The organism is Cellulomonas sp. PhB143, from assembly GCF_003752595.1.
Taxonomy (GTDB): Bacteria; Actinomycetota; Actinomycetes; order Actinomycetales; family Cellulomonadaceae; genus Paraoerskovia.
Window position 1 is genome coordinate 281,095 of record NZ_RKIJ01000009.1, and the last position, 24,572, is coordinate 305,666.

The window sequence follows — 24,572 nt, forward strand, 5'->3', positions numbered from 1 at the left end:
GCCCTGCCCCGTCACGACCGGCTCCCGGCGAGCAGCCGCCCGCGGGCGAGGAGCAGGCCCGCGACCAGCGCGCCCGTCAGCCCCGCGGCGAGGTCGCCCACGGTGTCCTGGTAGCCGACGGCGATGCGGCCGTCCAGGAAGGTGTGCCCGGCCCACTCCCCGATCTCCCACAGCGTGCTGAGCGCGGCGCCGAGGCCGACGGTGACGACGACGGCGCCCGGACCGGGCTGCACCAGCCGCCACCGCACCAGCGCCGCGTACGCGAGCACGGCGACGAGCCCGGTGATCGCGGCGTGCACGACGACGTCGAGCCAGGAGACCGCGCGGTACCAGTCGAGCTCCGCGGCCCAGGCCCCGAGCAGGACGGTGCCGCAGAAGCTCGCGTCGAGCGCGCCGGAGACCCCCAGCGCGCGCGGGACCATCGTCCCGCCGAGCACGAGCAGGAACAGCGCGACCGCGACCAGGTCGGCGCGGGCGGCGACGAGCGCCACGCTCAGCGCGGCGGCGGCGCGCAGCGCGTCGGAGGCGACGAGGGGTGCCGCGACCCGGACCGGCACCGCGGTCAGGCCCCGACGTTCTCGAGGTCGTCGCGCAGGTAGCGCGCGTAGCCCCCCGGGGTGCGCCCGACGAGGCGCGCCGACGTCAGCACCCAGGCGTCCGCCGTGGCGACGACCCGGGCGCCGAGCTCCCGCGCGGTGGCGACCAGCCCGACGTCCTCGTGCTCGACCAGCGGGGCGTACCCGCCCGCCGCCGCGTAGACGTCGGCCCGGACGCCGAGGTTCGCCCCGTGCACGTGCCCGTTCGCGACGCCGGGCACGTGCCGGGCCAGCCACGCGCGCGCCCGCCCCGGCGTGAGGTCGGCGAGCGGGGGCCGGACCCCGCCGAGGACGACGTCGGCGCCGTCGTCGGCGAGGTCGAGGTGGTGCGTCGCCCAGCCGGGCGGCACCACGGAGTCGGCATCGGTGGACGCGATCCAGGTGCGGGCGGGGTCCGCCCCGCCCAGGCGCTCCAGCGCGTGCGCGACGCCGGCCCGCCGCGCGCGCCCGACGTTCGCCTCCGCCACCGCCAGGCCCACCAGCCCGCCCCCCGGGACCGTCCGGCGCGCGACGACGTCCGCGCTCGCGTCCCGGCAGGCGTCCAGGACCACCACGGCGGCGACGACGAGGTCCGGTCGTGCGCGGCGCGCGGCCGCGAGGCTCACGGCGAGGGCGTCGAGGCAGGCGGGGAGCAGCTCCGCCTCGTCGTGCGCCGGGACGACGACGGCGAGCGTCCGGACCGGCGCCCGCACCGGCGCCGCGCTCACGCCAGGCCCGCCCGCCGGGCCACGGAGACCGCCGGCGGCCGGACCAGCACGTCGAGCAGGAAGTCCTCCTCCTCGTGGCGCACGAGCGTGGCCAGGTCGCCGCGGGCGCGCAGCGCCCGGTGGACGTCGTCGCCTCGCCCGGGGTACTCGGGCACCTCGTGGCGCCAGTGGCAGGCGATCAGCACGCCGTCGTCCGCCAGCGAGGCGGTCGCCCGGTCGATCGCGAGCGACAGGTCCGCCGGACCCCAGTAGTACCCGACCTCGGAGAGCACGACGAGGTCGAACCGCCCGGCCGGCCACTCGCCGGGGGTCGCGACCTGGAACAGCTCGACGCGGTCCCCCAGCCGTCGGCGCGCGGCCTCGAGCGGCGCGGCGGCGATGTCCACGCCCAGCACCCGGTCGCACCGGGTCGCGAGCTCCGCGGTCAGCACGCCGGTGGAGCAGCCCACCTCGAGCGCGGTCGCGAACCGCTGCCGGGGCAGGGCGGCGAGCGTGAGGGCGCGCTTGCGCTCCTCGTACCAGCGGGTCTCGAAGCCCCACGGGTCGGAGCGGCCCGTGTAGAAGTCGTCGAAGAAGCCGACCGGCAGGCTGCGGCCGCCCGGGGTCCCCGGCCCCGCCGGCGCCGGGTCCGCGGGCGGGCTCGTCACGAAGAGCTCCACGTCCCGGTCGAAGTGGCGGAGCATCCCCGCGTGCAGCACCGGCTCGTCGCCCTCGGCCTGCGAGGCGTGCGCCGCGACCGCCCGCCGCTTCGCGTCGCGCTCGTCCTCGCTCAGGCCGAGCGATCGCAGGTGCTCCCAGGGCACGGCGTCGTCCGCCGGGTCGGCCCAGTGCCACAGCCACACCGGGTACTCGAGGAGAGTCACGTCCTGCCCGGCCCGGGGCTCCGCCGCGAGGGCCGCGGCGACCTCCCCGGCGACGCGGTGGTCGCGGTGGCCGTCGCCGCGCCACGGGGCCGCCAGCACGGTGGTGGTCGGCGCCCCCTCCGACGAGCCCGCGTCGAGCACCGCCCCCAGCGCTGCGGCGAGCCGCGCGCGGTGCTCGCGCAGGCCGCCGTCGGGCAGGCCGAGGAGGTGGACGGCGGCGCGCGGCGCGACGTGCGCCACCGCGGCGACGACCTCGCGGCGCCGCCGCGCGGCGAGCGCCTCCCGGTCCGCCGACGGCTCCGGGGACGCCGCCTCGCCGTCCGTCGCGACGACGACGCAGACCTCGGCGCCCCGCCGCGCGGCCCGCGCCAGCAGGCCGCCCGCCCCGAGCGACTCGTCGTCGGGGTGCGCCGCGAGGACGACGACGCGCTCGACCGCGCCCGCGTCGAGGACAGCGAGGTCGAGCGCCGGAGGCCGCTCGGCGACGCCCGCCGCGCGCCAGGCCTCCTCGGGCGTGCCGGGGTCCCGGTGGTCGAAGCTCACGCCGCCGGACCCCGCTCGAGCACCGCGCGGCCGAGGCTCGCGTCGTCGCGCTCCGCGTGGTGCTGGCGCAGGTACAGCGCGAGGTCGGCGGCCCGCCGCGCGAACCCCTCGTCGGTGGTCAGCGGCCCGGGGCCGAGGGCGTGCGCCGCGTGCCGCAGGACGTCCTCGGCGGCCCGGGCGACGACACCCCGGGCGCGCCGCGCCAGCACCGCGGGCGCGGGCGAGCCCCGGTCGGCCTCCGCGGCCGCCTCTCGGAGCACGGCGCGCGCACCGTGCAGGACGGTGTCGGCGGCGCCGAGGTGGGCGAGCGCGACCTGGTCGGGCTCGCGGCCGCGCGACGCCTCGGCCATCGCCGCGTGCACGCCGGCGGCACCGCCGAACCAGCACGCCGCGACCCCGATGCCGCCCCACGCGAAGCCCGGCCGCTCGAGATACCACCCCGCCTCCCCCACCGGGACGGCGCGCGCCCCGTCGAACCGCACCGGCGCGCTGACGACCTGGCGCAGGCCGCGGGCGACCCACGGACCGTCGTCGGCCGCGACGCCGTCGGCCCGGAGCCCGACGGCGAACAGCCGGCGCCCGTCCGGCGTCCACGCCGTCACCAGCGCGTGCGAGAGGGCGCCGGCCAAGGAGCACCACGGCTTCTCGCCGTGCAGCGTCCACGTCCCGCCGGGCGCCGGGCGGGCCTCGAGCCGCCGCCCCGGGCCCTCGGCCGCGAAGACGCCCCAGCTGCTGCCCGCGTCGGCCGCGACCGCGGCGAGGTCGACCGGGCCCGGGACCTGCGCGAGGATGCCGAGCGCGTCGAGGTGCGGCTCGACGACGCGGGCGAGGCCGACGTCGACGAGCGCGACCGACGCGAGCAGGCTCCACGCCTCGCCCGTGCGCCCGCCGCCGGGCGGCGGCACGTCACCCCCGAGGCCGACCGCCCAGGCGAGGGCGGCGCCGACGTCCAGCGGGTCGGGCGGCGCGGCGAGCGCCCGCTCGAGCGCGCCGGCCGGCGGGCCTCCGCCGAGGTCGGGCCAGACCCGGTCGGTCGGGGTGGCGGACGGACCGGGCACGGCGCGGCTCCTCTTGACGGTCGGCGCCGGCGGGCCCGGCGAGGAGCGTCAGTCTCACACCGGGCGCCGCAGCTCGCCCCCCGGGTCAGGCCTCCGCGGCCTCGGCGGCCTCGGCACCGCCGTGCTTCTTGGCGTGCTTCGCGTGCGCCTTCTCGTCCTGGCGCGCGCGGCGCCGCCGGCGCCTCTCGGCCCGCCGGCCGTTGCCGCGCTCGACCAGCGTGTACAGCACGGGGACGACGATGAGGGTGAGCAGCGTCGAGCTGATCAGCCCGCCGATGACCACGAGCGCCAGCGGCTGGGAGATGAACGATCCTCCCCCGGTGAGGCCGACCGCCATCGGGGTGAGCGCGAAGATCGTCGCCAGGGCCGTCATGACGATGGGTCGCAGACGCTTGCGGGCGCCCTCGCGCACCGCGTCGTCGAGGTCCTGCCCGCGTTCGTGGTACTGGTTGATCAGGTCGATGAGCACGATCGCGTTGGACACCACGATGCCGACGAGCATGAGCATGCCGATCAGCGCCGGCACCCCGAGCGGGGTGGACGTCGCCAGCAGCAGCAGGAGCGCGCCCGTCGCGGCGAACGGGATCGAGACGAGCAGGATCAGCGGCTGCACGAGGCTGCGGAACGTCGCGACCATGACCACGTAGACGATGGCGATCGCGGCGAGCAGCGCGAGGCCGAGCTGACCGAACGCGTCGGACTGGTCGGAGGCGACGCCGCCGACCTCCACGGACGCGCCCGCCGGCAGGTCGATCCCGTCGATCGCCGTGTTCACCTGCTGGGTCAGGGCGCTGAGGTCGTCGCCCGCGGGGGTGAGGGAGACCGTCGCCGAGCGCGCGCCGTCGACCCGGGTGATCGACGTCGGCACGTCGACCTCCTCGACCGTCGCGAGCGAGGACAGCGGGACCGGGCCGGCCGCCGTCGGGACGGGGATCGCGTCGAGCTCCTTGACCGTCTGCGGGACGTCGCCCGAGCGCACGGTGACCGAGACCGGCCCGTCGCCGAGGTCCACGTCCCCGATCGAGCGGGGGTCCATCTGCGCGGAGACGATGCCGCCCACCTGCGTCTCGGTGACCCCGGCCGCGGCGGCCTCGTCGCGGTCGACGGTCACCTGGAGGATCGACTGCTGGGCGGCGAGGTTGTTGTCGACCGACGCCGCGCCGTCGAGCCCCTCGGCGACCTTCTGGACCTGCTTCGCGGCCGCGTCGAGCGTGTCGCCGTCGGGCGCGCTGACGACGAGGTCGACCGTCGAGCTGCCGAAGCCGGAGTCGCCGGCCGCCACGGACACGTCCGTGGTCCGGTCCCCGCCGAGGCCGTCGACGGCCTTCTCGATCTCGCTCTGCGCGGCCGCCGGGTCGGCGTCGTCGGCCAGGGTCAGCGCGAACGACGCCGTCGGGGTCGTCCCGCCGCCGAAGACGGCGGCCTCCGGCCCGCCGGCGTCGCCGACGGTCGTCTGCACGGTCGCCACGTCGTCGAGGTCGAGGAGCGCGTCCTCGATCTGGCGGGCGCCGTCGTCCTGCGCCTGCAGGGAGGTGCCCGCCTCGAACTCCTCCGTGACCGTGATGGTGTCCTGGCCGGAGTCGCCGATGAAGTTGGTCTCCAGGCGCGGCACGAGGGCGACCGTCCCGGCCAGGACGACGACCGCGACGGCCAGCGTGACCACGGGGTGGCGCAGCGCGGACAGGAGGGTGGGCAGGTAGGCGCGCTGCCAGATGCCGCGACGCTCCTTGGCCTCCGCGGCCTCGCGCAGGGCCGCCGCCTGGCCCGCGTCCGCTGCGCCGTCGGTGACCGCTGCGCCGTCGGGCAGCCGGGGCGCGCGCGGCGCCCGGATGAACCAGTACGCGAGGACGGGCACGATCGTCAGCGCGACGAACAGCGACGCGAGCAGCGCGATCGTCACCGTGTTCGCGAACGGCCGGAACAGCTCCCCGACGGACCCGCCGACGAACGCGATGGGCAGGAAGACCGCGACCGTGCAGATGGTCGAGGCGGTGATCGCCCCGCCCACCTCGCGGACGGCGGTGAGGATCGCCGCGCGCTTGTCCTCCCCGTAGGACAGGTGTCTCTTGATGTTCTCGATGACGACGATGGAGTCGTCGACGACGCGGCCGATCGCGATGGTCATCGCGCCGAGCGTGAGGATGTTGAGCGTGTAACCCGTGAGGTTCATGACGACGAAGGTCACGAACAGCGACAGCGGGATCGAGACCGCCGAGACCAGCGTCGAGCGCAGCGACATGAGGAACAGCAGGATCACCACGACGGCGAACAGCAGGCCGAGGCCGCCCTCGGTCGCGAGGTCCTCGATGGACGACTCGATGAAGGGCGCCTGGTCGAAGACGACCTGGACCTGCACGCCCGCGGCGTCGAGGGCGTCCTTCTGGTCGTCGAGCGCGTCCTGGACGGCGTGCGAGACGTCGACCGTGTTGCCCGCGGGCGTCTTGGTGATCGCGACGGCCAGCGAGTCGTCGCCGTCGAGGCGGGAGTAGGACGTCGGCGCGACGTCGTCCTCGGTGACCTTCGCGACGTCCCCGAGGTGGACGACGTCGCCCCCGGCCCCGGTCAGGGGCAGCGCCTCGAGCTGGTCCAGCGACGTGATCGGGGCGCCGACCTGCACGGACAGGGTGGTCTCGTCCTGCGTGATCGTGCCGGCGGGGACCCGCACGCCGTTGTCCTGCAGGACGCTGGACACGTCGGCCGGGCTGAGGCCCGCGGCGGTCAGGGCGGGCAGGTCGAGGTCCACGGTGACGGCCTTGTCGGCGACGCCGCTGACCGCGACGCTGCGCACGTCGTCGAGCTTCTCCAGCGCCGGGACCACGACCGTGTCGACGGTGCTCGCGAGCGCCGCCGGGTCCTTGCCGCCGGCGGCGGCGAGCTGGACGACCGGCAGGTCGTCGATCGACCCGGTGACCACGGTGGGGTCGACGTCGTCGGGCAGGCCGCTCTGGGACCGGTTGATCGCGGTCTGCATCTGCTGGGCCGCGAGGTCCATGTCCGTGCCGTAGACGAACTGGACGGTGGTCACGGACATCCCCGTGGACGCGGTCGAGCTCACGCTCTCCACGCCGTCGACACCCTTGACGGCCTCCTCGACCGGCTCGCTGACCTGCGACTCGACGATCGCCGGCGCGGCGCCCGGGTAGGAGCCGACGACGGCGGCCGTCGGGAAGGAGATCGAGGGGATGAGCTCCTGCTTGAGCGAGCCGAGGCTGATGACGCCGAACACGGCGACCGCGACGGTCACGAGCGCGACGACGGCGCGGTTGGCGAGCGAGAGGCGGGCGAGGCGGTCCACGGGGTCTCCGACGGTCGGCACGGGTGGTGCGGGTGCCACGACGACGCCGGCGCGGGCATCGTTAGGGTATTCCGAACCAAGATGCCGACCAAACCGCCGCGGCCGCCCGGGAGCGACGGCTACGCTCTGCCCTGTGACAGCCACCGAACGCGACCGCCGTGCCGCCCTGCTCGCGGAGTTCGTCGAGACCCAGCAGGCCCTCGGCGACCTCCTCGTGGGGCGCCGCCTGCAGCGCCTCGTGGACACCCGGCTGACCGCTCAGCAGCTGCGCGCGATCGCGATCCTGCTGCTCGACGGGCAGATCAGCGCGCACGAGCTCGCCCGCGCCCTCGGCGTCTCGGCCGCGACCGTCTCCGGCATCCTCGACCGCCTCGAGGCCGCCGGCATGGTCGAGCGCCGGGTGGACGAGGCCGACGGGCGGGTGCGCCGGATCGCGGTGACGCCGTCCGGGACGGCGGCCGTGCGCGGCATCGTCGCCGACGACGACCACTCCGTCGAGGTCGAGCTCCTGGAGGACCTGTCCACCGCGGAGCTCGAGCAGATCACCACCGGGTTCGGCGCGCTCCTGCGCGTGACGCGGGACAGCACGCCCGCCGGGTGACGCTCACGCCTCGGTGAGCGCCTCCTCCGGCGTCCCCTCGACGGCCGTGGCGGCCTTGTTCCAGCGCTGCCACAGCACGCGCTCGCCGACCGCCCGGGCCATCGTGTGGGCGGTGAGCAGGAAGACGACGATGCCGACGGCGAGGACGCCGACGCCGACCCAGTACGGCAGGGCGACGCCGCTCGGCGCGAGCAGCCCGGCGATCACGGGGGCCGGGGCCGCGAAGCCCCAGCGCACGAGGTTGAACGCGCCGGTCGTCACGCGGCGGTCGGGGTCGCCGAGGGCCAACGACAGGTCGGTCAGGATCGCGTTGGAGATGCCCATGAAGACGCCGGCCACGATGAGGATCGCGATCGACCAGCCGGTGCCGAAGTTCAGCGCCAGGAGGACCAGGGCGACGAGCACGCCGGTGACGGCGATGCCCATGGTCTGCACGGCGCCGACGTGGTGCGCGAGCCGGTGGCCGACGAACAGGATCCCGAACGCCAGGCCGAGGCCCCACGCGGTGAACACGAGGCCGAGCTGGATCACGCCGAGGCCGAGGAAGATCGGCGTGTAGCCGAGGATGATGAAGAAGCAGAAGTTGTAGGCGGCGGTCACCGCGCACATCGCCAGGAACGTGCGCTTGCGGAACAACGAGAAGACGTGCCCGACGCTGAGCTTCGTCGGCTTCGTGGCCGGGTCCTTGAGCCGCGTCGCGGAGACGATCAGCGCGACGACCATGAACAGCCCGCACAGCAGGAACGGCACGCGCCAGCTGATCTTGCCGAAGAGGCCGCCGAGCAGCGGACCCACGGCGAAGCCGAGGCCGACGCAGGTCTCGAAGAGGCCCACGACCCACTCGCGGTCGCTGGCGAGCGAGACGAGCAGCACCATCGCGGTGGCGAAGAACATCGCGTTGCCCAGGCCCCAGAACCCGCGCAGCACGGCGAGCTCGAGGATGTTGCCGCTGAGCGAGGCCAGGACCGCGGCGACCGCGACGAGCGAGACGCCGGCGACGAGGATCTTCTTGTAGCCGAACTTCCCGGTCGCGACGACGGCCGGGATCATGCCGAGCGCCATCACCGCGATGTAGGCGGTGAAGAGCAGCTCGATCTGCCAGGTCGAGGCGCCGATCTCGGCGCCGATGATCGGCAGGATGGGGTCGACGATCGCGATGCCCGCGATCGCGAAGAACGCGGTCAGGGCCGTCGCGTAGATCGCTGTCTTGTTGGGTTCTTCTCGCGTGCTCGCCACGACGCGTCCTCCTCGGGTGGTGTTCTGACAGGTAACTTCCTGTATCGTACACCTATGCCTGCCGACGACGTCCTCGCCCGGATCGAGCTCGAGGTCGGGTACCTCCTGCGCCGGGCCGACCGCGCCTCGCGGCGGCGCGACCGCACCCCGCCCACGCTCGAGCGCTCCGCCTACCTCGTGCTGCAGTCCCTGGTCACCGACGGGCCCGCGAACGTGCACGTCCTGGCGGACCGGCTGGGCCTGGACGCCTCGACCATGACGCGCCAGGTCGGCGCGATGGTGGCGGCAGGCCACGTGCGACGCACCCCGGACCCCGGCGACGCGCGCGCCGTCCTCGTCGAGCCGACGCCCGACGGCGTCGCGACCCTCGCGCGCCACCGCGCCGAGCGCGGCGCGCTGTACGCGCAGATCCTCGACGGCTGGGACGACGGCGACCGCGCCGCGCTCGCCGCGACGCTGCACCGCCTCAACAGGGCGATGGACGAGCACTCGCGGGGATGACGCTCGCGCAGGTGAGGCGGACCGGGCGTCGGGGCCCCGGGTAGCGTGGACGGCGATGACCCGCACCCCGCGCACGCGCCGCTCCCCGAGCTCGCGCCGCACGACCCTGCTCGCGCTCGGCCTGCTCGCCACGATCGGCACCTCCGGCGCGCTGGCCGGCTGCTCGGGCGACCCCGTGCCGTCCACCGGGACGAGCGGGGTGCCGGCGACGGGCGGGACGTCGTCGGGCACGGCGTCGTCGGGCACCACCCCTACCCCCACGCCGACGCCCACGCCCACGCCCGGCGCGGACCTGAGCCTGGACGAGAAGGTCGGCCAGCTGCTCATGGTGGGCGTGCCCGCGGCGGGCGCCGACGACGCGACGCTCGCCCTGCTGCGCGACGAGCACGTGGGCAACGTCTTCCTCGCCGGGCGCTCCACGGCCGGGGTCGACGCGACGGCCGACGTCGTCGCCCCGCTCACCGCGCTCGCCCAGGACGGGACGACGGGCGGCGTGCCGATGTGGGTCGCCACCGACCAGGAGGGCGGGCTCGTGCAGGTGCTGCGCGGGCCGGGGTTCTCGGACATCCCCTCCGCGCAGGACCAGGCGGCCATGTCGGCGGCCGACCTGGAGGACGCCGCGCGCGGCTGGGGCGCGGAGCTCGCCGACGCGGGCGTGAACCTCAACCTCGCACCGGTCGCGGACGTCGTCCCCGAGGGCACGGCGGAGCAGAACGCGCCGATCGGGTACTTCGGGCGCCAGTACGGGTCCACCGCCGAGGCCGTGACGCCGTTCGTCGAGGCGTTCGCCGGCGGGATGCAGGACGCCGGTGTCGGGGCGGTCGTCAAGCACTTCCCCGGGCTCGGGCTCGTGGGGGGCAACACCGACACGGACGCCGGGGTGACGGACACCGAGACCGACGCGGGCTCGGCGTCCGTCGACGTGTTCCGGGCGAGCATCGACGACGGCGCGCGGGTGGTCATGATGTCGACCGCGGTCTACGCGAAGCTCGACCCCGACGCGCCCGCCGCGTTCTCCGGTCCCGTGGTCACGGGGCTGCTGCGCGAGAAGCTCGGCTTCGACGGCGTCTGCATGACCGACGACCTCGCCGCGGCGAAGCAGGTCGCGGACGTCGCGCCGGCCGACCGCGCGGTCCGGACCGTCGACGCGGGCTGCGACGTCGTGCTCGCGTCGGCGTCCACGGACGGCGTGCGCGACATGGCCGAGGGCCTCGCGGCGCGGGCGAAGGACGACCCGGAGTTCGCCGCGAAGGTGGACGCCGCCGTCGGGCGGGTGCTGGCGGCGAAGCAGGAGCTGGGCACGGGCGGCTGACGTCGGCCCCTCGCCCCTCGTCCCTCCCTTTCCTGCCGAGCACGGGGTTGCCGCCGGATCGGCGACCCTGATCCGGCGCCGACCCCATGGTCGAGGGGCGCGAAGCCCGTGCTCGCCGCGGGTCAGGGCCGGCGGTCGGGGCCGTCCGAGTACAGCGCCCAGCGGATCGCGCGCGTGACCGCCTGGCCGCCCGCCCGCACCAGCGGGGTCTCCCCGGTCACGTGCCACGGCTGGGCCGTCATGCGCCGCGCCCACCCCGGCAGGGAGCCGACGGCGGCGCGGCCCAGCAGCGAGTACGCCCCGCGCGCGGCCCACGGCAGGGGCGGCTCCGCGAGGAGGTAGCGGGCGACGTCGTCGGCCTCCGGGGTCCGCGCGAGCTCGGGGCCGAACTCCCGGAACGCCCGCGCGAGCTCCGCGCGGCTGTGCGGCACGTCGATCGCCCCGAGGCGCTCGGCAACCGTCGCCGCCTGGTCCAGGTACTCGTCGTAGCCGGCGTCGTCCAGCGGGTGGGCGCCGTAGCGGCGGTGGGCGGTCATGAAGCTGTCAGCCTCGGCGACGTGCACCCAGCGCAGGAGCCACGGGTCGTCCGCGGCGTAGGGGCGGCCGTCCGGGGCGGTGCCGCGCATGCGCACGTGCACGGCGCGGACGACGTCGATCGCCTGCTGCGCGTCGGCCCGCGTCGCGAACGTGGTGGTGGCGATGAAGGTGCTGGTGCGCGCGAGACGGCCCCAGGGGTCGGCCCGGTAGCCCGAGTGGGCGGCGACGGCGGCCATCGCGAGCGGGTGCAGCGCCTGGAGCAGGAGCGCGCGCAGGCCGCCGACGAACATCGACGCGTCGTCGTGCACGCGGGCGATGGCGGACGTCGGGCCGAAGTCCCGCGGGCCCGGCGTGTCGTGGATGCGCGAGCGCTGCGCCGGGCCGTCCTCGCCCGCGACGCGCTCGAACAGCGCCGCGCCGGCGCGGGCACGCAGTGCCTCGAGGGGCGATGCCGACGGAGAGGCCAGGGTGTGCGGGAGGAGTGCGGGCGGCAGGAGCGGTGAGGTCACGGTTCCAGTCTCCACCGCCGAACGCGTCATCAGTAGGCCGGACCGGCTCCGCGGACCGACGAGGTCAGGCGGTGGCGACCCGGAACAGCTCGGTCCTGGCGACGACGGCGTCCCGCTCGTCGGCGAGCGCCGCTCGCCGCGGATCGGCCAGGTAGCGCTCAAGAGCCCCGCTGCCCGGGAACCGGTAGACCTGCACTTCGTCGGGACGGGTCGAGGCGCCGCGCTGGCCGGGCCCGGCCGAGGCGTCGTCGTCCTCGAAGTCCTGCGCGACGACGCGCTGCAGGACGACGCCGCCGTGGTCACCGAGCAGCTCCAGCACACGGTCCTCGTAGGCGGACATCGCGGGACGCCGACCGGGCTGCGCCCAGAGGAGGCAGCACAGCAGCAACGGGTCGTCGTCTGCCGCGGTCGGGTCGGCGGAGGTCGGTGCGGTCGGGTCGGGCGCCATCCCGGCAGCCTACGATCCGGTGCCCGGCGAGCGAGAGGACGACCGTCGTCGGGTACCCGTCCGCCCACCGCCGAACGCGTCATCAGTCGGCGCAAACAGCCCAACGGGCCGACAAGGGACGCGCTCGGCGGTGATGGGCCGGCGGCAGTGGTGCCCCCACTGGGACTCGAACCCAGACTGCGCCGATTTTAAGTCGGCTGCCTCTGCCGGTTGGGCTATGGGGGCCACGCGCGACGATACCCCCGCCGCCTCGCCCGGACGGGCGCGGCTGCGGGGGTATCGGTGGGCAGTGGGGCCGCCGGTCAGGACGGGCCGGTCGTGCCGACCTTCTCGCCCTTGCGGTCGTCGGTCGACGCCGCGTCGACAGCCTTCTTCGGCGGCAGGGACGCGTGACGGAACTCGGCGCGCGGGTCGTGGATCGAGCCGAGCGAGACCGGGTCGCGGCGCAGGACGAGCTGGTCGAACCAACCCATGAAGATGCGCAGCTTGCGGTTCAGCGTCGGCATCGCGCCACCGTGGTACGAGCGGTGCACGACCCACGCCGGGAAGCCCTTGAACTTGAAGCGGCCGAACAGCTCCGCGACGCCCTTGTAGAGGCCGAGCGAGGCGACCGTGCCGATGTTCTTGTGGCGGTACTCGGCGAGCGAGTTCCCCTGGATCGAGGCGGCGACGTTGTCGCCGAGGGTCCAGGCCTCGCGGATCGCGTGCTGGGCGTTCGGCGGGCAGAACTTGCCGGGGTTCTCGAGGTCCGGCACCGCGGCGCAGTCGCCCGCGCCCCAGGCGTCGGGGACGACGTTGCCGTCCGCGTCGACGACCTGGAGGGTCGGCAGCACGGTGAGGCGGCCCATCTTGTCGGTCGGCAGGTCGGACTCGCCGATGACCGGGTTCGCCTTGACTCCCGCCGTCCACACGAGGGTCTCGCTGTCGAACTCCACACCGGTCGACGTCACGATGTGGCCGTCGACGCAGGAGCTGAGGAAGGTGCTCAGGTGGAACTCGATGCCGCGCTTCTTGAGCTCCTCGAGCGCGTACTCCGCCATCGGGAGGCTCAGCTCGGGCAGGATCCGGTCCGCGCCCTCGATCATCACGAAGCGCATGTCCTCGTCGCTGATCGAGTCGTAGCGCTTGATCGCGGCGCGCGCCATGTCCTCGATCTCGCCGAGCGCCTCGATGCCGGCGAACCCGCCGCCGACGAACGTGAAGGTGAGCATGCGGCGGCGCACGTCCTGGTCCCACGTGGAGGACGCGACGTCGAGCCGGTTGATGACGTGGTTGCGGACCGCCACGGCCTCCTCGACGTTCTTGAAGCCGATCGCCTGCTCCGCGAGGCCCGGGATGGGCAGCGTGCGCGAGACTGACCCGAGGCCGATCACCAGCTGGTCGTACGTGATCTCGTACGGCTCGCCCTCCTGGGGCGTGATCTGGATGCGCTTGGCACCGTGGTCGATCTTCGTCGCGCGGCCCTGGAGCACGTCGGTGCCCTTGAGCGCCTGGCGCAGCGGAGCGACGACGTTGCGGCCGTCGATCGAGCCTGCCGCGACCTCGGGCAGGAACGGCGCGTAGGTCATGTAGGGGCGCGGGTCGACGACGACGATCGCGGCGTCCTGCTTGCCGAGACGACGGCGGATCCGGCGCGCCGAGTAGAGCCCGATCGTGCCGCCACCGAGGACGACGATGCGCGGGATCTTGCGCGGGCGCGACTCGCGCTGTGCGGACGTGGCGTCGTCCTGGGCACGGTCGACCGAGGTCAGATCATTCTGGGGCATGCCACCAGGGTATTCCCGCCGCCCCCGACGCGAAACTGGCAGCGCCGACGGGCGTTCTGGACGCCGGCTGGACGTCGCCGGGAGCGGCGGGTGGTCCGGGGCGGTCCGCACCCCTCGGAAAGGCCTTCTGACCTGCGGAGATGCCGACCGGGCACGGGCCGGCGTCGGGCATCCGCGACCCTCGGAGCGGCGTCCGGTGTGACCAACGCGACGCGCGCGCACGGCCGCCGAGGCGCGCCCGCCCCGCCCGCCGAGAAGTCGAAACTGGCCCCTGGATCCGCAGGATCAGAGGCCATTTTCGACTTCTCGGCGGGAACGGGTGCCGGGGCGACCGCCGTCAGGGTGTCGGGGTGCCCGACGGCGCAGCCTCGGCGGGCCCCGCCGACACCTTCGGCTCCGGTTCCGTCGACTTCTGGGCCGGTGCCTCGGTCGCCTTCTTCGCGGCCTTGTCCGCCGGGGCCTCCGCGGCCTTGTCCGCCGGGTCGTCCGTGGCCGCCGGGTCCGGCGCCTGCGCCGATGCCCCCGCGACCTCCAGCGGCGGCACCACGACGAACGGGCTCGGGGCGTCGCGGACCGACTCCGGGTCGGACGGCAGGAAGGTCATCCCGTCGTCGTCCCACGTGCCGTCCGCCTCGTCGAAGACCTGCAGCGGGTAGACGTTCGTCGGCCGCGACCCCCCGGCCGTCGCCTGCGGCCGCGCATAGTAGGTGCCCGGCGCGCGCCACACCTCGGTCGGCTCCGCACCGTCGCCGAACGCCTGGGTCCGCACAGGCTCGCCCGCGTCGTCGAAGATCCGCACGTCGTCCAGCGGCTTGCCCGCGGCGTCGAAGGCGAAGAGGTTGCCGACCTGGCGCCCGCCGCTCCAGACGCCGTCGGGCGCGGTGGTCTGCGCGTCGTACAGGCCGCGGTCCTGCGCGAACGCGTCGCCCGTGTTGTACACCGCGGCATGGATCATCGCGTAGCCGAACAGCACGGCGACGACGCTGAGCACGCGCACCAGCCCGCGCAGCCAGCGCCACGGCTTCCACCGGCCGCGGCCCCACTGGACGCTGACGACCACCATCGCGAGCACGAGGACCCAGGTGGCGAGGCTCTCCGGCACGAGCTGCGGCCCGCGGTCGGAGCTGAAGTACGCCCACAGGACCCCCGCCACGAACCAGCCGCGGTAGACCCACCACAGGGGCCGCAGCGTGCGGAGGAAGTCGACGACGGCGGAGCCCCCGGGTGTCGACATCAGCGGGGCCCACGTCTCGCGCCATCGGTCGGCGGCCCGGTGCGCGGCGTCGGCCACCGCGGCGCGGACCGTGTGCCGGGTCTCCGGGCCGGTCGTCGCCGGCCCGAGCCCGCCCGCGGCGCGCAGCTCGGCCGCGTACTCCTCGGCGGGGCCGAAGACCGCGGCGAGCGGGCCGCCGTCGGGCACCTCGGACGGCGCCTCCGCCGACGTGCCCGGCCAGGCGGTCCCGGCGCGGCCCGCGGAGTCGGCGAGCGCCTCGGTCAGGTCGGCCTCGAGGCCGTCGACGAGCTCGTCGACCTGCTCCTCCGGGAGGTCGGCGAGCGCCGCGCGGACGGCCAGCGCATAGGTGTGGACCTGGCCGGCGATCGTCCGCTCGGGAGCCTCGGGGCTGGTGACGCTCATGCTGCTGCTCCGTCCCGGCCGAGGAGGCCGCTCATCGTCGTCGCGAAGTCGGTCCAGACCTTGCGCTGGGTCTCGAGCATCTGGCGGCCCTGCGGGCTGATGCCGTAGTACTTGCGGTGCGGGCCGGAGTCGGAGGGCACGACGTAGCTGGTCAGCGCTCCCCCGGCGTACAGGCGGCGCAGCGTGCCGTAGACCGAGGCGTCGCCGACGTCGTCGAGCCCCGCCGTGCGCAGGCGGCGCACGACGTCGTACCCGTACCCGTCCTCGTCCTCGACGACCGCCAGCACCGCGACGTCGAGCACCCCCTTGAGCAGCTGTGTGGTGTCCACCGGTCCTCCGTCCCGGCCGCCCGTCGCGGCCTGCGCGGTTCACGGTACTACGCAGCGCGCACTAGCGGCTAGAGCGAAGTACCGGCGTGTCCTGGGTTCCGCCGAGAAGTCGAATTCGGCCCCTAGATCCGCAGGATCAGGGGCCGAATTCGACGTCTCGGCGGGGTGTCCACAGGCGTCGACGCGCGACCTGCGTCCACAGCGGGGCCAGGACAAGTTCCCGCCGCGCGCGCCGAGCGCGAGGCTCCCGGCATGCCGACGCCCGCCACCCAGCAGACCTATCAGACCCACCAGACCGTGCCGACCGTCTTCACCGTCGCCGACGGTCGCCACCACGGCCTCACCGCCAAGCAGATGCGCCAGGCACGGTTCGCCGCGCCCCTGCACGGGATCCGCGTCGCCACGCCCGCCCGCACCTGGCGGGACCTCGCGGGCCGGCTCGACGCCGAGGAGCTCGTGGTGCTCGGCGACTCGATGACCCGCCGCAAGGGCCCGACGACGTCCCTCGGCTCCCTGCGCCGCGTCACCCGGGAGTCGCCCGCGGGCACCCGCGGGATCGCGCGCATGCGCCTCGCCCTCGAGCTGATCCGGCCGCGCACGGACTCGTCGATGGAGACCCGGACGCGGCTCGCGCTCGTCGGGGTCGGCGAGCGCTGCCCCGAGGTGAATCACCTCGTCCGCGACGAGCGAGGCCACGTCGTCGCCCTGGTGGACATGGCGTACGTCCCCGAGCGGGTGGCGATCGAGTACGACGGCGACGTGCACCGGACCGATCCTGCGACCTGGCGCCGCGACGTCGCGCGCAAGCAGGCGCTCGAGGACCTCGGGTGGCGCGTCGTCGTGGTGACGGCGGACGACGTGCTGCACAACCCGCACGTCCTCATCCAGCGGGTCCGCAAGGCGCTCCGCCGCTGACCCCTGCGCGGCCGGCGCTCTCCGCCGAGAAGTCGAATACGGCCCCTAGATCCGCAGGATCAGGGGCCGAATTCGACTTCTCGGCGGGAAGGCGGGCCGAGCGGCGGGAGGCCGAGCGGGCGGGCCGCGCGTCTCGGCGGGACCGACCTCAGGCGATCGAGAGCGCGATCCCGTCGAGGATGTCGTGCTCGCTCGTGACGACGGTCGCGAGCTGCCCGCCCGCCGCCGCGACGTCGTCGCGCACCCGGCGCACGACCTCCGACCAGACGAGCGCGCCCGCCCCGATCACGTCGACACGGCCGGGGTGCATGAAGCCCAGCGCCGCGCGCTCCTCGCGCGGCATCGCGACCAGGTCCTCGCACGCCGCGAGCACCGCATCGACGGGCAGCTCGGCGCCGTTGATCCGCTCGCGGTCGTACCTCTCGAGGCCCAGCGCGTGCGCCGTCACCGTGGTCACGGTCCCGGCGAGCCCGACGAGCGTCGCCGCCTGCCCGACCGGGACCACCGACGACGCCTCGTCGAGCGCCGACCGCACGTCGGCCCGCGCGGCGGCGACCTGCTCCGGCGTCGGCGGGTCGCTGCGCAGGTGCCGCTCGCTCATCCGGACGCAGCCGACGTCCATCGACCGGGCGGCCTGCGGCGACGCGTCGCCGAGCACCAGCTCCGTGGAGCCGCCCCCGAGGTCCACGACCAGGTACGGCGCGTCGTGCTCGGCGGCCACCACGGTCGCGCCGGAGAACGACAGCGCCGCCTCGTCGTCGCCCGTGACGACCTCCGGCGCGACGCCGAGGATCTCGGTCACGCCGTCCACGAACTCCTGGCGGTTCTCGGCGTCGCGCATCGCCGACGTCGCGACGAAGCGCACGCGCTGCGCCCCGAGCCCGCGGATCACGTCCGCGTATCGACGCGTCGCGTCGAGCGTGCGCGTGAGGGCCTCGGGCGCGAGCCGTCCGGTGCGGTCCACCCCCTGCCCGAGGCGCACGACCTCCATGCGCCGGTCCAGGTCGACGAGGGTGCCGTCGTCCGCCACGTCGGCGACGAGCAGGCGGATCGAGTTGGTGCCGCAGTCGATCGCGGCCACGCGAGATGTCATGCGACCAGGGTGCCAGGCGCCACCCACCCCCGCCCTGCCGTCCGGCCGGCGGGCGGGGGTGGCGTGCGTCATGCGTGCCCGACGACGGTCGGGTGGCCGTCGCGCGACGGCCACCCGACCCCCGAGCGCCGTCAGCCGATCGCCGTGGCGAACACGTGCAGCCGGGGGTTGTCCGGGAGCGTGATCGTCCTGACCTGCTTGCCCGCGGTCAGCGGGACCGACGTGGCATACAGGCTCACCTTCTGGTCCTTCTGGTTGGTCGAGCCCGCCGGGCGGTTCCAGTACGGCGTGGTCGCGACGATCACGCTGCCCGGCGTCGGGTTGTTGTTGTACCAGTCGGCGAGGCGGACGGTCGCGCTCGACGTCGTGCCGTCCGTGTACGTCACCGTGAGCGTGCCCGTCTGCTCGGAGCTCGTGCCGGTGCCGAGCAGCGCCAGCCTGGTGCCCGTCCCGGACATGGTGACGACCTGTCCCGCGGTCGAGACGGCGTCGGGCCGTCCCGCCGCCACCTTCGGGAACACGAGCCCGCCGTAGCCGCCCGGGACCGCCGCTCCGGGCGACACGCCCACCGACGCGAGCGCCTGCGCCGAGTACGAGTACCCAGAACCATCGAGGTTCCCGGCGGTCTCGTCGCTGTCGTCGCTGACCCCGACCGTGTCATACGCGGCCGCGAGGTCGGCGTACGGGACGGCGACGTCCGTGGAGGACTCGGCCGAGCCGCCGTCGTACCGGGACGTGGCGCCGACCGTCGCCGGGCCGGCCGCCGCGTCCTTCGGCACCGCGACCTTCCAGCTCGTGGTGACCGACGTGCCCGGAGCGACCTTGAGGGTCGTGCTGCTGCGCGGGCTGGTGGTCCAGCCCTCGGGAAGCTGCAGGCTCGTGCGGACGTCCTTCGCCGTCGTGGTCGAGGCGTTCGTGAACGTCGTCCGCACGGTCGCGGCCTTGCCGGGCGTCACGACACCGGGCGCCTTGACCGTGACCCACCGCGGCTGCGTCGTCCTCGTCACCGAGAAGTAGTCCTTCGTCGGCAGGTGCGACGACGAGTCGCCGGCCCGGACCGTGTACGTGCCCGGCGTCAGCGCCCAGGTGTGCGCCTTGCTGTTCCACGCCGACGCGTCGCGCGCGTCGATCGTCACGGACACCTTCGTCGACTTCCCCGGCTTGAGCGAGACCTTCTCGAACCCGACGAGCGACTTCGGCGGCTCCCCGCTGCTGCGCGGCTGGGACAGGTAGACCTGGACGACGTCGGAGCCGGCGACCTTTCCCGTGTTCGTCACCGTCGCGGTCGCCTTCACCGACCCGTCCTCGGCCAGGTGTGCCGAGCTCAGGTGCAGGCCCGACACCCGGAAGCTGGTGTACGACAGCCCGTACCCGAACGGGAACAGCGGCTCGACGTCGTGGGCGTCGTACCACCGGTAGCCGACGTCGAGGCCCTCGGAGAACTGCACCTTCCCGTCGACCCCCGGCCACTGGGACTCGGTGGACGCCGGGACGTCCGCGAGGGACCTCGGGAAGGTCACCGGCAGCTTGCCCGACGGGTTGGTGTCCCCGAACAGCAGCGAGGCGATCGCGGTGCCGGACTCCTGCCCGGGGTACCAGGCCTCGAACAGGCCCGCGACGTCGTCGACCCAGGGCATGGTGACCGCGGAGCCCGTGTTGAGCACGACGACGGTGCGCGGGTTCGCCTTCGCGACCGCCGCGATCAGCTCGTCCTGCGAGCCCGGGAGATCGATGTCCTGGAGGTCGCCGCCCTCGGACTCGGTGTTGTTCGCGTAGACGACGGCGACGTCGGCGTCCTGCGCGGCGGCGACGGCGTCGCCGAGGGGGTCGTGCCCCGGGGCCGTCCAGCCGAGGTTGACGTTCGAGCCGCCCCCGCCCTGGTAGTAGTCCACCTCGACCGACACGGGCGTGCCCGCGGTGAGGTCGAGCGCGGCGGTCTTCGTCTGCGAGCCGTGGCTGCCCCAGTTGTCGATCACGGTCTTGCCGTCGACGATCAGGCGCGAGCCGTCGTCGCTGGTCAGCCCGACGGTGTAGGCCCCGGTGGCCGGGGGCGTGAGCGTCCCGGTCCAGCGGGCGGAGAACTCTCCGCCGGAGACGCCCTCCGCGGGCGCGGCGCCGTTCCACGTGAACGCGACCTGCGGGTCCGTGCGCGTGACGACGGGGTCGCCGGTGAGGTCGGTGCTCGCGTAGAGCTGGGCGGTGAGCCCGTTCCCGGTGCCCGACGACGGCGTGAGGTACTTCGCCTCGATCGGCGGGAGCGAGCCGTCGCTCCCCGCACCGCCCGGGGCGTACGTCACGTCGACGCCGCTCTGGGCCGCCCGGTCCGTGATGCCCTCGAGGGGCGTGACCGTGCCGGTCCCGGCGACGGCGGCGCTGCCGCCACCGCCCGTGACCGCTCCTGTGCTGGCGCCCGACCCGATCACCGCGACCGAGCGCGTGCTCGTGGTCAGCGGCAGGACGTCGCCCTCGTTCTTGAGGAGCACCGTCCCGTCCTCCGCGATGCTCCGCGCGCTCGCGACGTGGGCGTCCGTGGAGGCGACCGCGTCGGGGGTGTCGGCGCTGGGGTGCGCGAACAGGTCGAAGCGGAACTCCTCGCGCAGGATGCGCGTGACCATGTCGTCGACCCGGCTCTCCGGGACCTTCCCGTCCGTGACCGCGGTCTTCAGCGCGTCGCCGAAGTAGGTGCTGTTCGGCATCTCGAGGTCCATCCCCGCGTTGGCCGCGGCGACCGTGCTCTTGGTGCCCCACCAGTCGGAGGTGATGAACCCGTCGAACCCGAAGTCCTTCTTGAGGATGTCGTTGAGGTAGGGATTCTCGCAGGCGTCCGTGCCGTTGACGTAGCTGTAGGAGCACATCACCGACGCCGGCTCCGCCTCGTCGACGATCGACTCGAACGCGGAGGCGTAGATCTCGCGCACCGTGCGGTCGTCGACGATCGCGTCGTCGTTCGCGGAGTTGCGGTTGGTCTCCTGGTTGTAGATCGCCCAGTGCTTGAGCTGGGCCATGACGCCGGTCGACTGGATGCCCTCGATGTCCTGGGCACCGATCTGCCCGGTGAGGTGCGGGTCCTCGGAGTAGGTCTCGAACGCGCGTCCCCACCGGGGGTCGCGGACGATGTTGACGGTCGGGCCGAGGTCGACGTCGACGCCCTTGGCCTTGTCCTCCGCGCCGATGACCGCGCCGTAGTCGTGCGCCGCGTCCGTGTCCCAGGTGGCCGCGAGCGCGGTCGCCGAGGGGAGCTGGGTGGTGTCGTCCATGCGCACGCCCACCGGGCCGTCCTGCAGCTTGAGCCTCGGGACGCACAGCCGCGGGATCCCCGCGACCAGGCCCGTGTAGTCGCCGGCGTCGGCGCCGTGAACCATCGAGATCTTCTCGTCGAGCGTCATCTTCGCCACGACCTGCTTCGCCCGCGCGGTGTCCGAGCCGCCGGACGTGAGCCACGGGCAGTCGCTGCTCGCGGCGGGCTTCGCCTGTGGCGCCGGGTGGGCCTGGCTCGCCTGGTCGGCGGGCGCGGCGGCCTGCGCCACCGCGGGCGCGGCCGCCAGCGCGAGGGCGGCCACGGCGGCGATGCCGGCCGCGCGAGCGCGGTGGCGCCGGGGTGGTTGTGGGTTCTCGAACACGTGTCCTCCTGAGAAACCTCGTCGTGCTCAGGCCGTGCCCGGCGTGCGTCGTCGCTCGCCCGGGACGGTGGGACGCGGAAGACGCCCCGCGGACATCTGACGCCCGTCGGGTGCTCGCGGCAACTTGGACAGCGCTGTCAGTCTCGGCCCGCGGACAGCGCTGTCAGCGACCACGGCCCGAGGGCGGGAAGCCGCGGCCGTGCCCCGGCCCCGCTCAGCAGCTGCAGCGGTCCCGCCGCCACAGCCCGGCCTCGGCCATCCGCGCGAGGGCGTCGTCGCCCATCGGGTTGACGCCGGGCCCTGCCGCGAGCGCGTGCGCGGTCACGACGTGGATGCACTTGACGCGCGTCGGCATGCCGCCCGCGCTGATGCCCGCGATCTCCTCGACGTGCCCGAGCGCCTCGCGCTGGGCGAGGTAGTGCTCGTGCGCGCGCCGGTAGGCGGCGGCCAGCTCGGCGTCGTCCTCGAGCGCGGCCGTCATCTCCTTCATCACGCCGTTCGCCTCCAGCGTGGAGGCGGCGGCGACCACCGGCGGGGCGGTGAGGTAGAACGTCGTCGGGAACGGGGTGCCGTCGTCGAGCCGGGGGGCGGTCCGCGCCACGAGCGGGCGCCCGCACACGCAGCGCGCCGCGATCCCCACGACACCGCGCGGAGTGCGGCCGAGCTGCTCGGCGAGGACCTCGAGGTCCTCGGGGGTGGCGGTCTCGTCGGCCGGGCGTGCGGGCGCGGTGTCGGTCACGGGTGGTTCCGTCCTCGGTGGTTCAGCAGGTCACGGCGCGCTGCCGCGGTCGCCACCATTGTCGCTCGCCCGGGAACCGTCCTCGCCCGCGAGCTGCACCGAGCTCCACACCGAGGAGTACCAGGGAGCGCTGCCGTCGCTCGCGTCGACCGGCCCGGTGCCGACCTTGTGCCCGGTCGCGGGGTCGTGGGTGGTGCGCACGACGCCGGGGTCCAGCACGCGGTACGCGGTCTCGCCGGGCATCACGAAGCTCAGGCGGTCGCGCGCCTGGGCGACGACGTACGAGCGGTCGTCCCACCGGTCGAGCTCGACCTCGAGGTCCGCGCGCTCCTGCTTCGCGGCGGCGAGCTGGCTCTCGACCTGGTGCAGCTCGCCGGCCTGGTTCACGTACGCGCGCGCCGTCGGCAGCAGCATCGCGACGGCGACGAGGATCACGACGGTCAGCACCATCGAGCGGACGGTCAGCCGCTCGGGCAGTGCGAACCCGAACCGGCTGCGCGTCTTCTCGTGCGGGGCGGGGGGCGCCGTCGTGCCCGACGACGCGGCGCGGGCCGTGCCCGACGACGTCGTCCCCGAGGTCCCCGGGCGGGCGGCGGCAGCCGGCGCGGGTCGCGCCGGGACGGCGCGGGTGGCGCCGGTGCGCGGGCTGCGGCCCGACCCGGCCGGGCTGCGGCCGCGGGGGCGTGCGCCCGCGGCGGGCGCGGTCGGACGACGGTTCGCAGGCACGGGCCGATCTTCTCATCCCGGGCACGCGGGACCGGGAGGTCCGGGCGGCGTGGCGGGCGAGGGCGACCCGCCGAGGCGCCGGGACCCCGTCCGCCGAGAAGTCGAATTCGGCCCCTGTTTCCGAAGAAACAGGGGCCGAATTCGACTTCTCGGCGGACCCGGGCGGGCCCGCTAGGGGGTCAGCCCTGGAAGCGCGGGAACGACGACGCCCCCGCGTACACCGCGGCGTCGTCGAGGGCCTCCTCGATGCGCAGCAGCTGGTTGTACTTGGCGATGCGCTCGCCGCGGGCCGGCGCACCGGTCTTGATCTGCCCGGCGTTCGTCGCGACCGCGAGGTCGGCGATCGTGGTGTCCTCGGTCTCGCCGGAGCGGTGCGAGGTCATCGACGTGAACCCGTTGCGGTGCGCGAGGTTCACGGCGTCGAGCGTCTCGGTGACGGTGCCGATCTGGTTGAGCTTGACCAGGAGCGAGTTCGCGGCCTTCTCGTCGATGCCGCGCTGCAGGCGGACCGGGTTGGTGACGAACAGGTCGTCGCCCACGATCTGCACCTTGTCGCCGATGTCGGAGACGAGCTGCGACCAGCCGGCCCACTCGTCCTCGGACAGCGGGTCCTCGATGGAGACCAGCGGGTAGTCGGCCACGAGCTGCTCGTAGTAGGCGACCATCTCGTCGTTGGTCTTCGCCTGGCCCTCGAACTGGTAGGCGCCGTCCTTGAAGAACTCGGTGGCGGCCACGTCGAGCGCGAGCGCGACGTCCTTGCCCGGGACGAACCCGGCCTTCTCGATGGCGACGAGGATCAGGTCCAGCGCGGCGCGGTTCGACTCGAGGTTCGGCGCGAAGCCGCCCTCGTCGCCGAGGCCCGTCGCGAGGCCCTTGGCCTTCAGCACGGACTTGAGGGAGTGGTAGACCTCGGCGCCGGTCCGGTAGGCCTCCTTGAAGCTCGACGCGCCGATCGGCGCGATCATGAACTCCTGGATGTCGACGTTCGAGTCGGCGTGGGAGCCACCGTTGAGGATGTTCATCATCGGCACGGGCAGCAGGTGCGCGCCGGCGCCGCCGAGGTAGCGGTACAGGTCCAGGCCGGCGGACAGCGAGGCGGCCTTCGCGACGGCGATCGAGACGCCGAGGATGGCGTTCGCGCCGAGCTTGCCCTTGTTGGGGGTGCCGTCGAGCTCGATCATCGCGGCGTCGACGAGGCGCTGGTCCTCGGCCTCGAAGCCCATGATCTCGGGGGCGATGTCGTCGATGACGGCGTTGACCGCGCCCTCGACGCCCTTGCCCAGGTAGCGGCTGTTGTCGCCGTCGCGGCGCTCGACGGCCTCGAACGCACCGGTCGACGCGCCCGAGGGGACGCCCGCACGCGCGAACGTGCCGTCGTCCAGGACGACCTCGACCTCGACGGTGGGGTTTCCGCGCGAGTCGAGGATCTCGCGTGCGCCGACGGCTTCGATGCTGGCCACAGATGCTCCTTCAGAAGGTGAGTGGGGTTACCGGTCCAGGGTAGTCCCGGCGCCCGGGGCCGTCCCGCCCGTCCGCATCCCG

20 protein-coding genes and 1 tRNA gene are annotated in these 24,572 nt (G+C 74.5%); 4 read left to right on the plus strand and 17 right to left on the minus strand.

Annotated features, from left to right (window positions below; translation table 11 throughout):
- Window positions 1-11: 11 nt before the first annotated feature.
- The 5 genes from EDF32_RS02720 to EDF32_RS02740 all read right to left on the minus strand — a co-directional run bounded on the left by EDF32_RS02720 (window position 12) and on the right by EDF32_RS02740 (window position 7,062).
- Window positions 12-557: a hypothetical protein gene (locus EDF32_RS02720; protein ID WP_123306977.1), complete on the minus strand. Its 546-nt coding sequence runs from the start codon at window positions 555-557 to the stop codon at window positions 12-14.
- Window positions 558-562: 5 nt separating this feature from the next.
- A complete protein-coding gene (locus EDF32_RS02725) occupies window positions 563-1,303 on the minus strand; it encodes a glycosyltransferase family 2 protein (RefSeq protein WP_233565645.1) in 741 nt (246 codons plus the stop codon).
- On the minus strand, window positions 1,300-2,709 hold the full coding sequence (locus EDF32_RS02730; RefSeq protein ID WP_123306978.1) for a PIG-L family deacetylase: 1,410 nt from the start codon (window positions 2,707-2,709) through the stop codon (window positions 1,300-1,302). Before EDF32_RS02730 ends, EDF32_RS02725 begins: the two co-directional genes overlap by 4 nt.
- A complete protein-coding gene (locus EDF32_RS02735; RefSeq protein WP_123306979.1) occupies window positions 2,706-3,767 on the minus strand; it encodes an acyl-CoA dehydrogenase family protein in 1,062 nt (353 codons plus the stop codon). Before EDF32_RS02735 ends, EDF32_RS02730 begins: the two co-directional genes overlap by 4 nt.
- 85 nt (window positions 3,768-3,852) lie before the next feature.
- Complete coding sequence (locus tag EDF32_RS02740) at window positions 3,853-7,062, minus strand: efflux RND transporter permease subunit (RefSeq protein ID WP_123306980.1); 3,210 nt, start codon at window positions 7,060-7,062, stop codon at window positions 3,853-3,855.
- Between the two features lie 133 nt (window positions 7,063-7,195).
- Here EDF32_RS02740 and EDF32_RS02745 point away from each other — a divergent pair, with 133 nt between their 5' ends.
- Window positions 7,196-7,663 carry a MarR family winged helix-turn-helix transcriptional regulator gene (locus EDF32_RS02745; RefSeq protein WP_158614045.1) on the plus strand — a complete coding sequence of 156 codons (468 nt, stop codon included), beginning with the start codon at window positions 7,196-7,198 and terminating at the stop codon, window positions 7,661-7,663.
- A 3-nt stretch (window positions 7,664-7,666) separates the two neighbouring features.
- Here EDF32_RS02745 and EDF32_RS02750 read toward each other — a convergent pair whose 3' ends face one another.
- On the minus strand, window positions 7,667-8,899 hold the full coding sequence (locus EDF32_RS02750) for an MFS transporter (RefSeq protein WP_123306982.1): 1,233 nt from the start codon (window positions 8,897-8,899) through the stop codon (window positions 7,667-7,669).
- A gap of 54 nt (window positions 8,900-8,953) precedes the next feature.
- Between EDF32_RS02750 and EDF32_RS02755 the strand changes: the two genes are divergently transcribed.
- Together EDF32_RS02755 and EDF32_RS02760 are read left to right on the plus strand one after the other, a co-directional pair.
- On the plus strand, window positions 8,954-9,400 hold the full coding sequence (locus EDF32_RS02755; protein WP_123306983.1) for a MarR family winged helix-turn-helix transcriptional regulator: 447 nt from the start codon (window positions 8,954-8,956) through the stop codon (window positions 9,398-9,400).
- A 55-nt stretch (window positions 9,401-9,455) separates the two neighbouring features.
- On the plus strand, window positions 9,456-10,712 hold the full coding sequence (locus EDF32_RS02760) for a glycoside hydrolase family 3 N-terminal domain-containing protein (RefSeq protein WP_123306984.1): 1,257 nt from the start codon (window positions 9,456-9,458) through the stop codon (window positions 10,710-10,712).
- A gap of 122 nt (window positions 10,713-10,834) precedes the next feature.
- Here EDF32_RS02760 and EDF32_RS02765 read toward each other — a convergent pair whose 3' ends face one another.
- From EDF32_RS02765 to EDF32_RS02790, 6 genes are all read right to left on the minus strand, one after another.
- Window positions 10,835-11,758, minus strand: a complete 924-nt coding sequence (locus EDF32_RS02765) for an oxygenase MpaB family protein (RefSeq protein WP_233565647.1) — start codon at window positions 11,756-11,758, stop codon at window positions 10,835-10,837.
- Between the two features lie 64 nt (window positions 11,759-11,822).
- Complete coding sequence (locus tag EDF32_RS02770; protein ID WP_123306986.1) at window positions 11,823-12,206, minus strand: hypothetical protein; 384 nt, start codon at window positions 12,204-12,206, stop codon at window positions 11,823-11,825.
- A 148-nt stretch (window positions 12,207-12,354) separates the two neighbouring features.
- A tRNA-Leu gene (locus EDF32_RS02775) sits at window positions 12,355-12,431 on the minus strand.
- Window positions 12,432-12,508: 77 nt separating this feature from the next.
- Complete coding sequence (locus tag EDF32_RS02780) at window positions 12,509-13,972, minus strand: NAD(P)/FAD-dependent oxidoreductase (RefSeq protein WP_123306987.1); 1,464 nt, start codon at window positions 13,970-13,972, stop codon at window positions 12,509-12,511.
- 337 nt (window positions 13,973-14,309) lie between these two features.
- A complete protein-coding gene (locus tag EDF32_RS02785; protein WP_123306988.1) occupies window positions 14,310-15,608 on the minus strand; it encodes a hypothetical protein in 1,299 nt (432 codons plus the stop codon).
- Window positions 15,605-15,937: a PadR family transcriptional regulator gene (locus EDF32_RS02790; RefSeq protein WP_123306989.1), complete on the minus strand. Its 333-nt coding sequence runs from the start codon at window positions 15,935-15,937 to the stop codon at window positions 15,605-15,607. Before EDF32_RS02790 ends, EDF32_RS02785 begins: the two co-directional genes overlap by 4 nt.
- Before the next feature lie 252 nt (window positions 15,938-16,189).
- Between EDF32_RS02790 and EDF32_RS02795 the strand changes: the two genes are divergently transcribed.
- The gene (locus tag EDF32_RS02795; RefSeq protein WP_123306990.1) at window positions 16,190-16,852 is read left to right on the plus strand and encodes an endonuclease domain-containing protein; all 663 of its coding nucleotides are present in this window, start codon (window positions 16,190-16,192) and stop codon (window positions 16,850-16,852) included.
- 148 nt (window positions 16,853-17,000) lie between these two features.
- On the opposite strand, the gene EDF32_RS02800 is transcribed toward EDF32_RS02795, so the two are convergent.
- The 5 genes from EDF32_RS02800 to eno form a co-directional block, all read right to left on the minus strand.
- Complete coding sequence (locus tag EDF32_RS02800) at window positions 17,001-17,945, minus strand: Ppx/GppA phosphatase family protein (protein WP_123306991.1); 945 nt, start codon at window positions 17,943-17,945, stop codon at window positions 17,001-17,003.
- A 131-nt stretch (window positions 17,946-18,076) separates the two neighbouring features.
- Window positions 18,077-21,565: a glycoside hydrolase family 3 C-terminal domain-containing protein gene (locus tag EDF32_RS02805; RefSeq protein ID WP_123306992.1), complete on the minus strand. Its 3,489-nt coding sequence runs from the start codon at window positions 21,563-21,565 to the stop codon at window positions 18,077-18,079.
- A gap of 214 nt (window positions 21,566-21,779) precedes the next feature.
- Window positions 21,780-22,304, minus strand: coding sequence for a DUF501 domain-containing protein (locus EDF32_RS02810; protein WP_123306993.1), 525 nt, complete (start codon window positions 22,302-22,304; stop codon window positions 21,780-21,782).
- 30 nt (window positions 22,305-22,334) lie between these two features.
- Window positions 22,335-23,030 (minus strand): septum formation initiator family protein, encoded by a 696-nt coding sequence (locus EDF32_RS02815; RefSeq protein WP_123306994.1) that lies wholly within the window; start codon window positions 23,028-23,030, stop codon window positions 22,335-22,337.
- A gap of 179 nt (window positions 23,031-23,209) precedes the next feature.
- Window positions 23,210-24,490, minus strand: a complete 1,281-nt coding sequence (gene eno, locus EDF32_RS02820) for a phosphopyruvate hydratase (RefSeq protein WP_123306995.1) — start codon at window positions 24,488-24,490, stop codon at window positions 23,210-23,212.
- Between the last annotated feature and the right edge of the window lie 82 nt (window positions 24,491-24,572).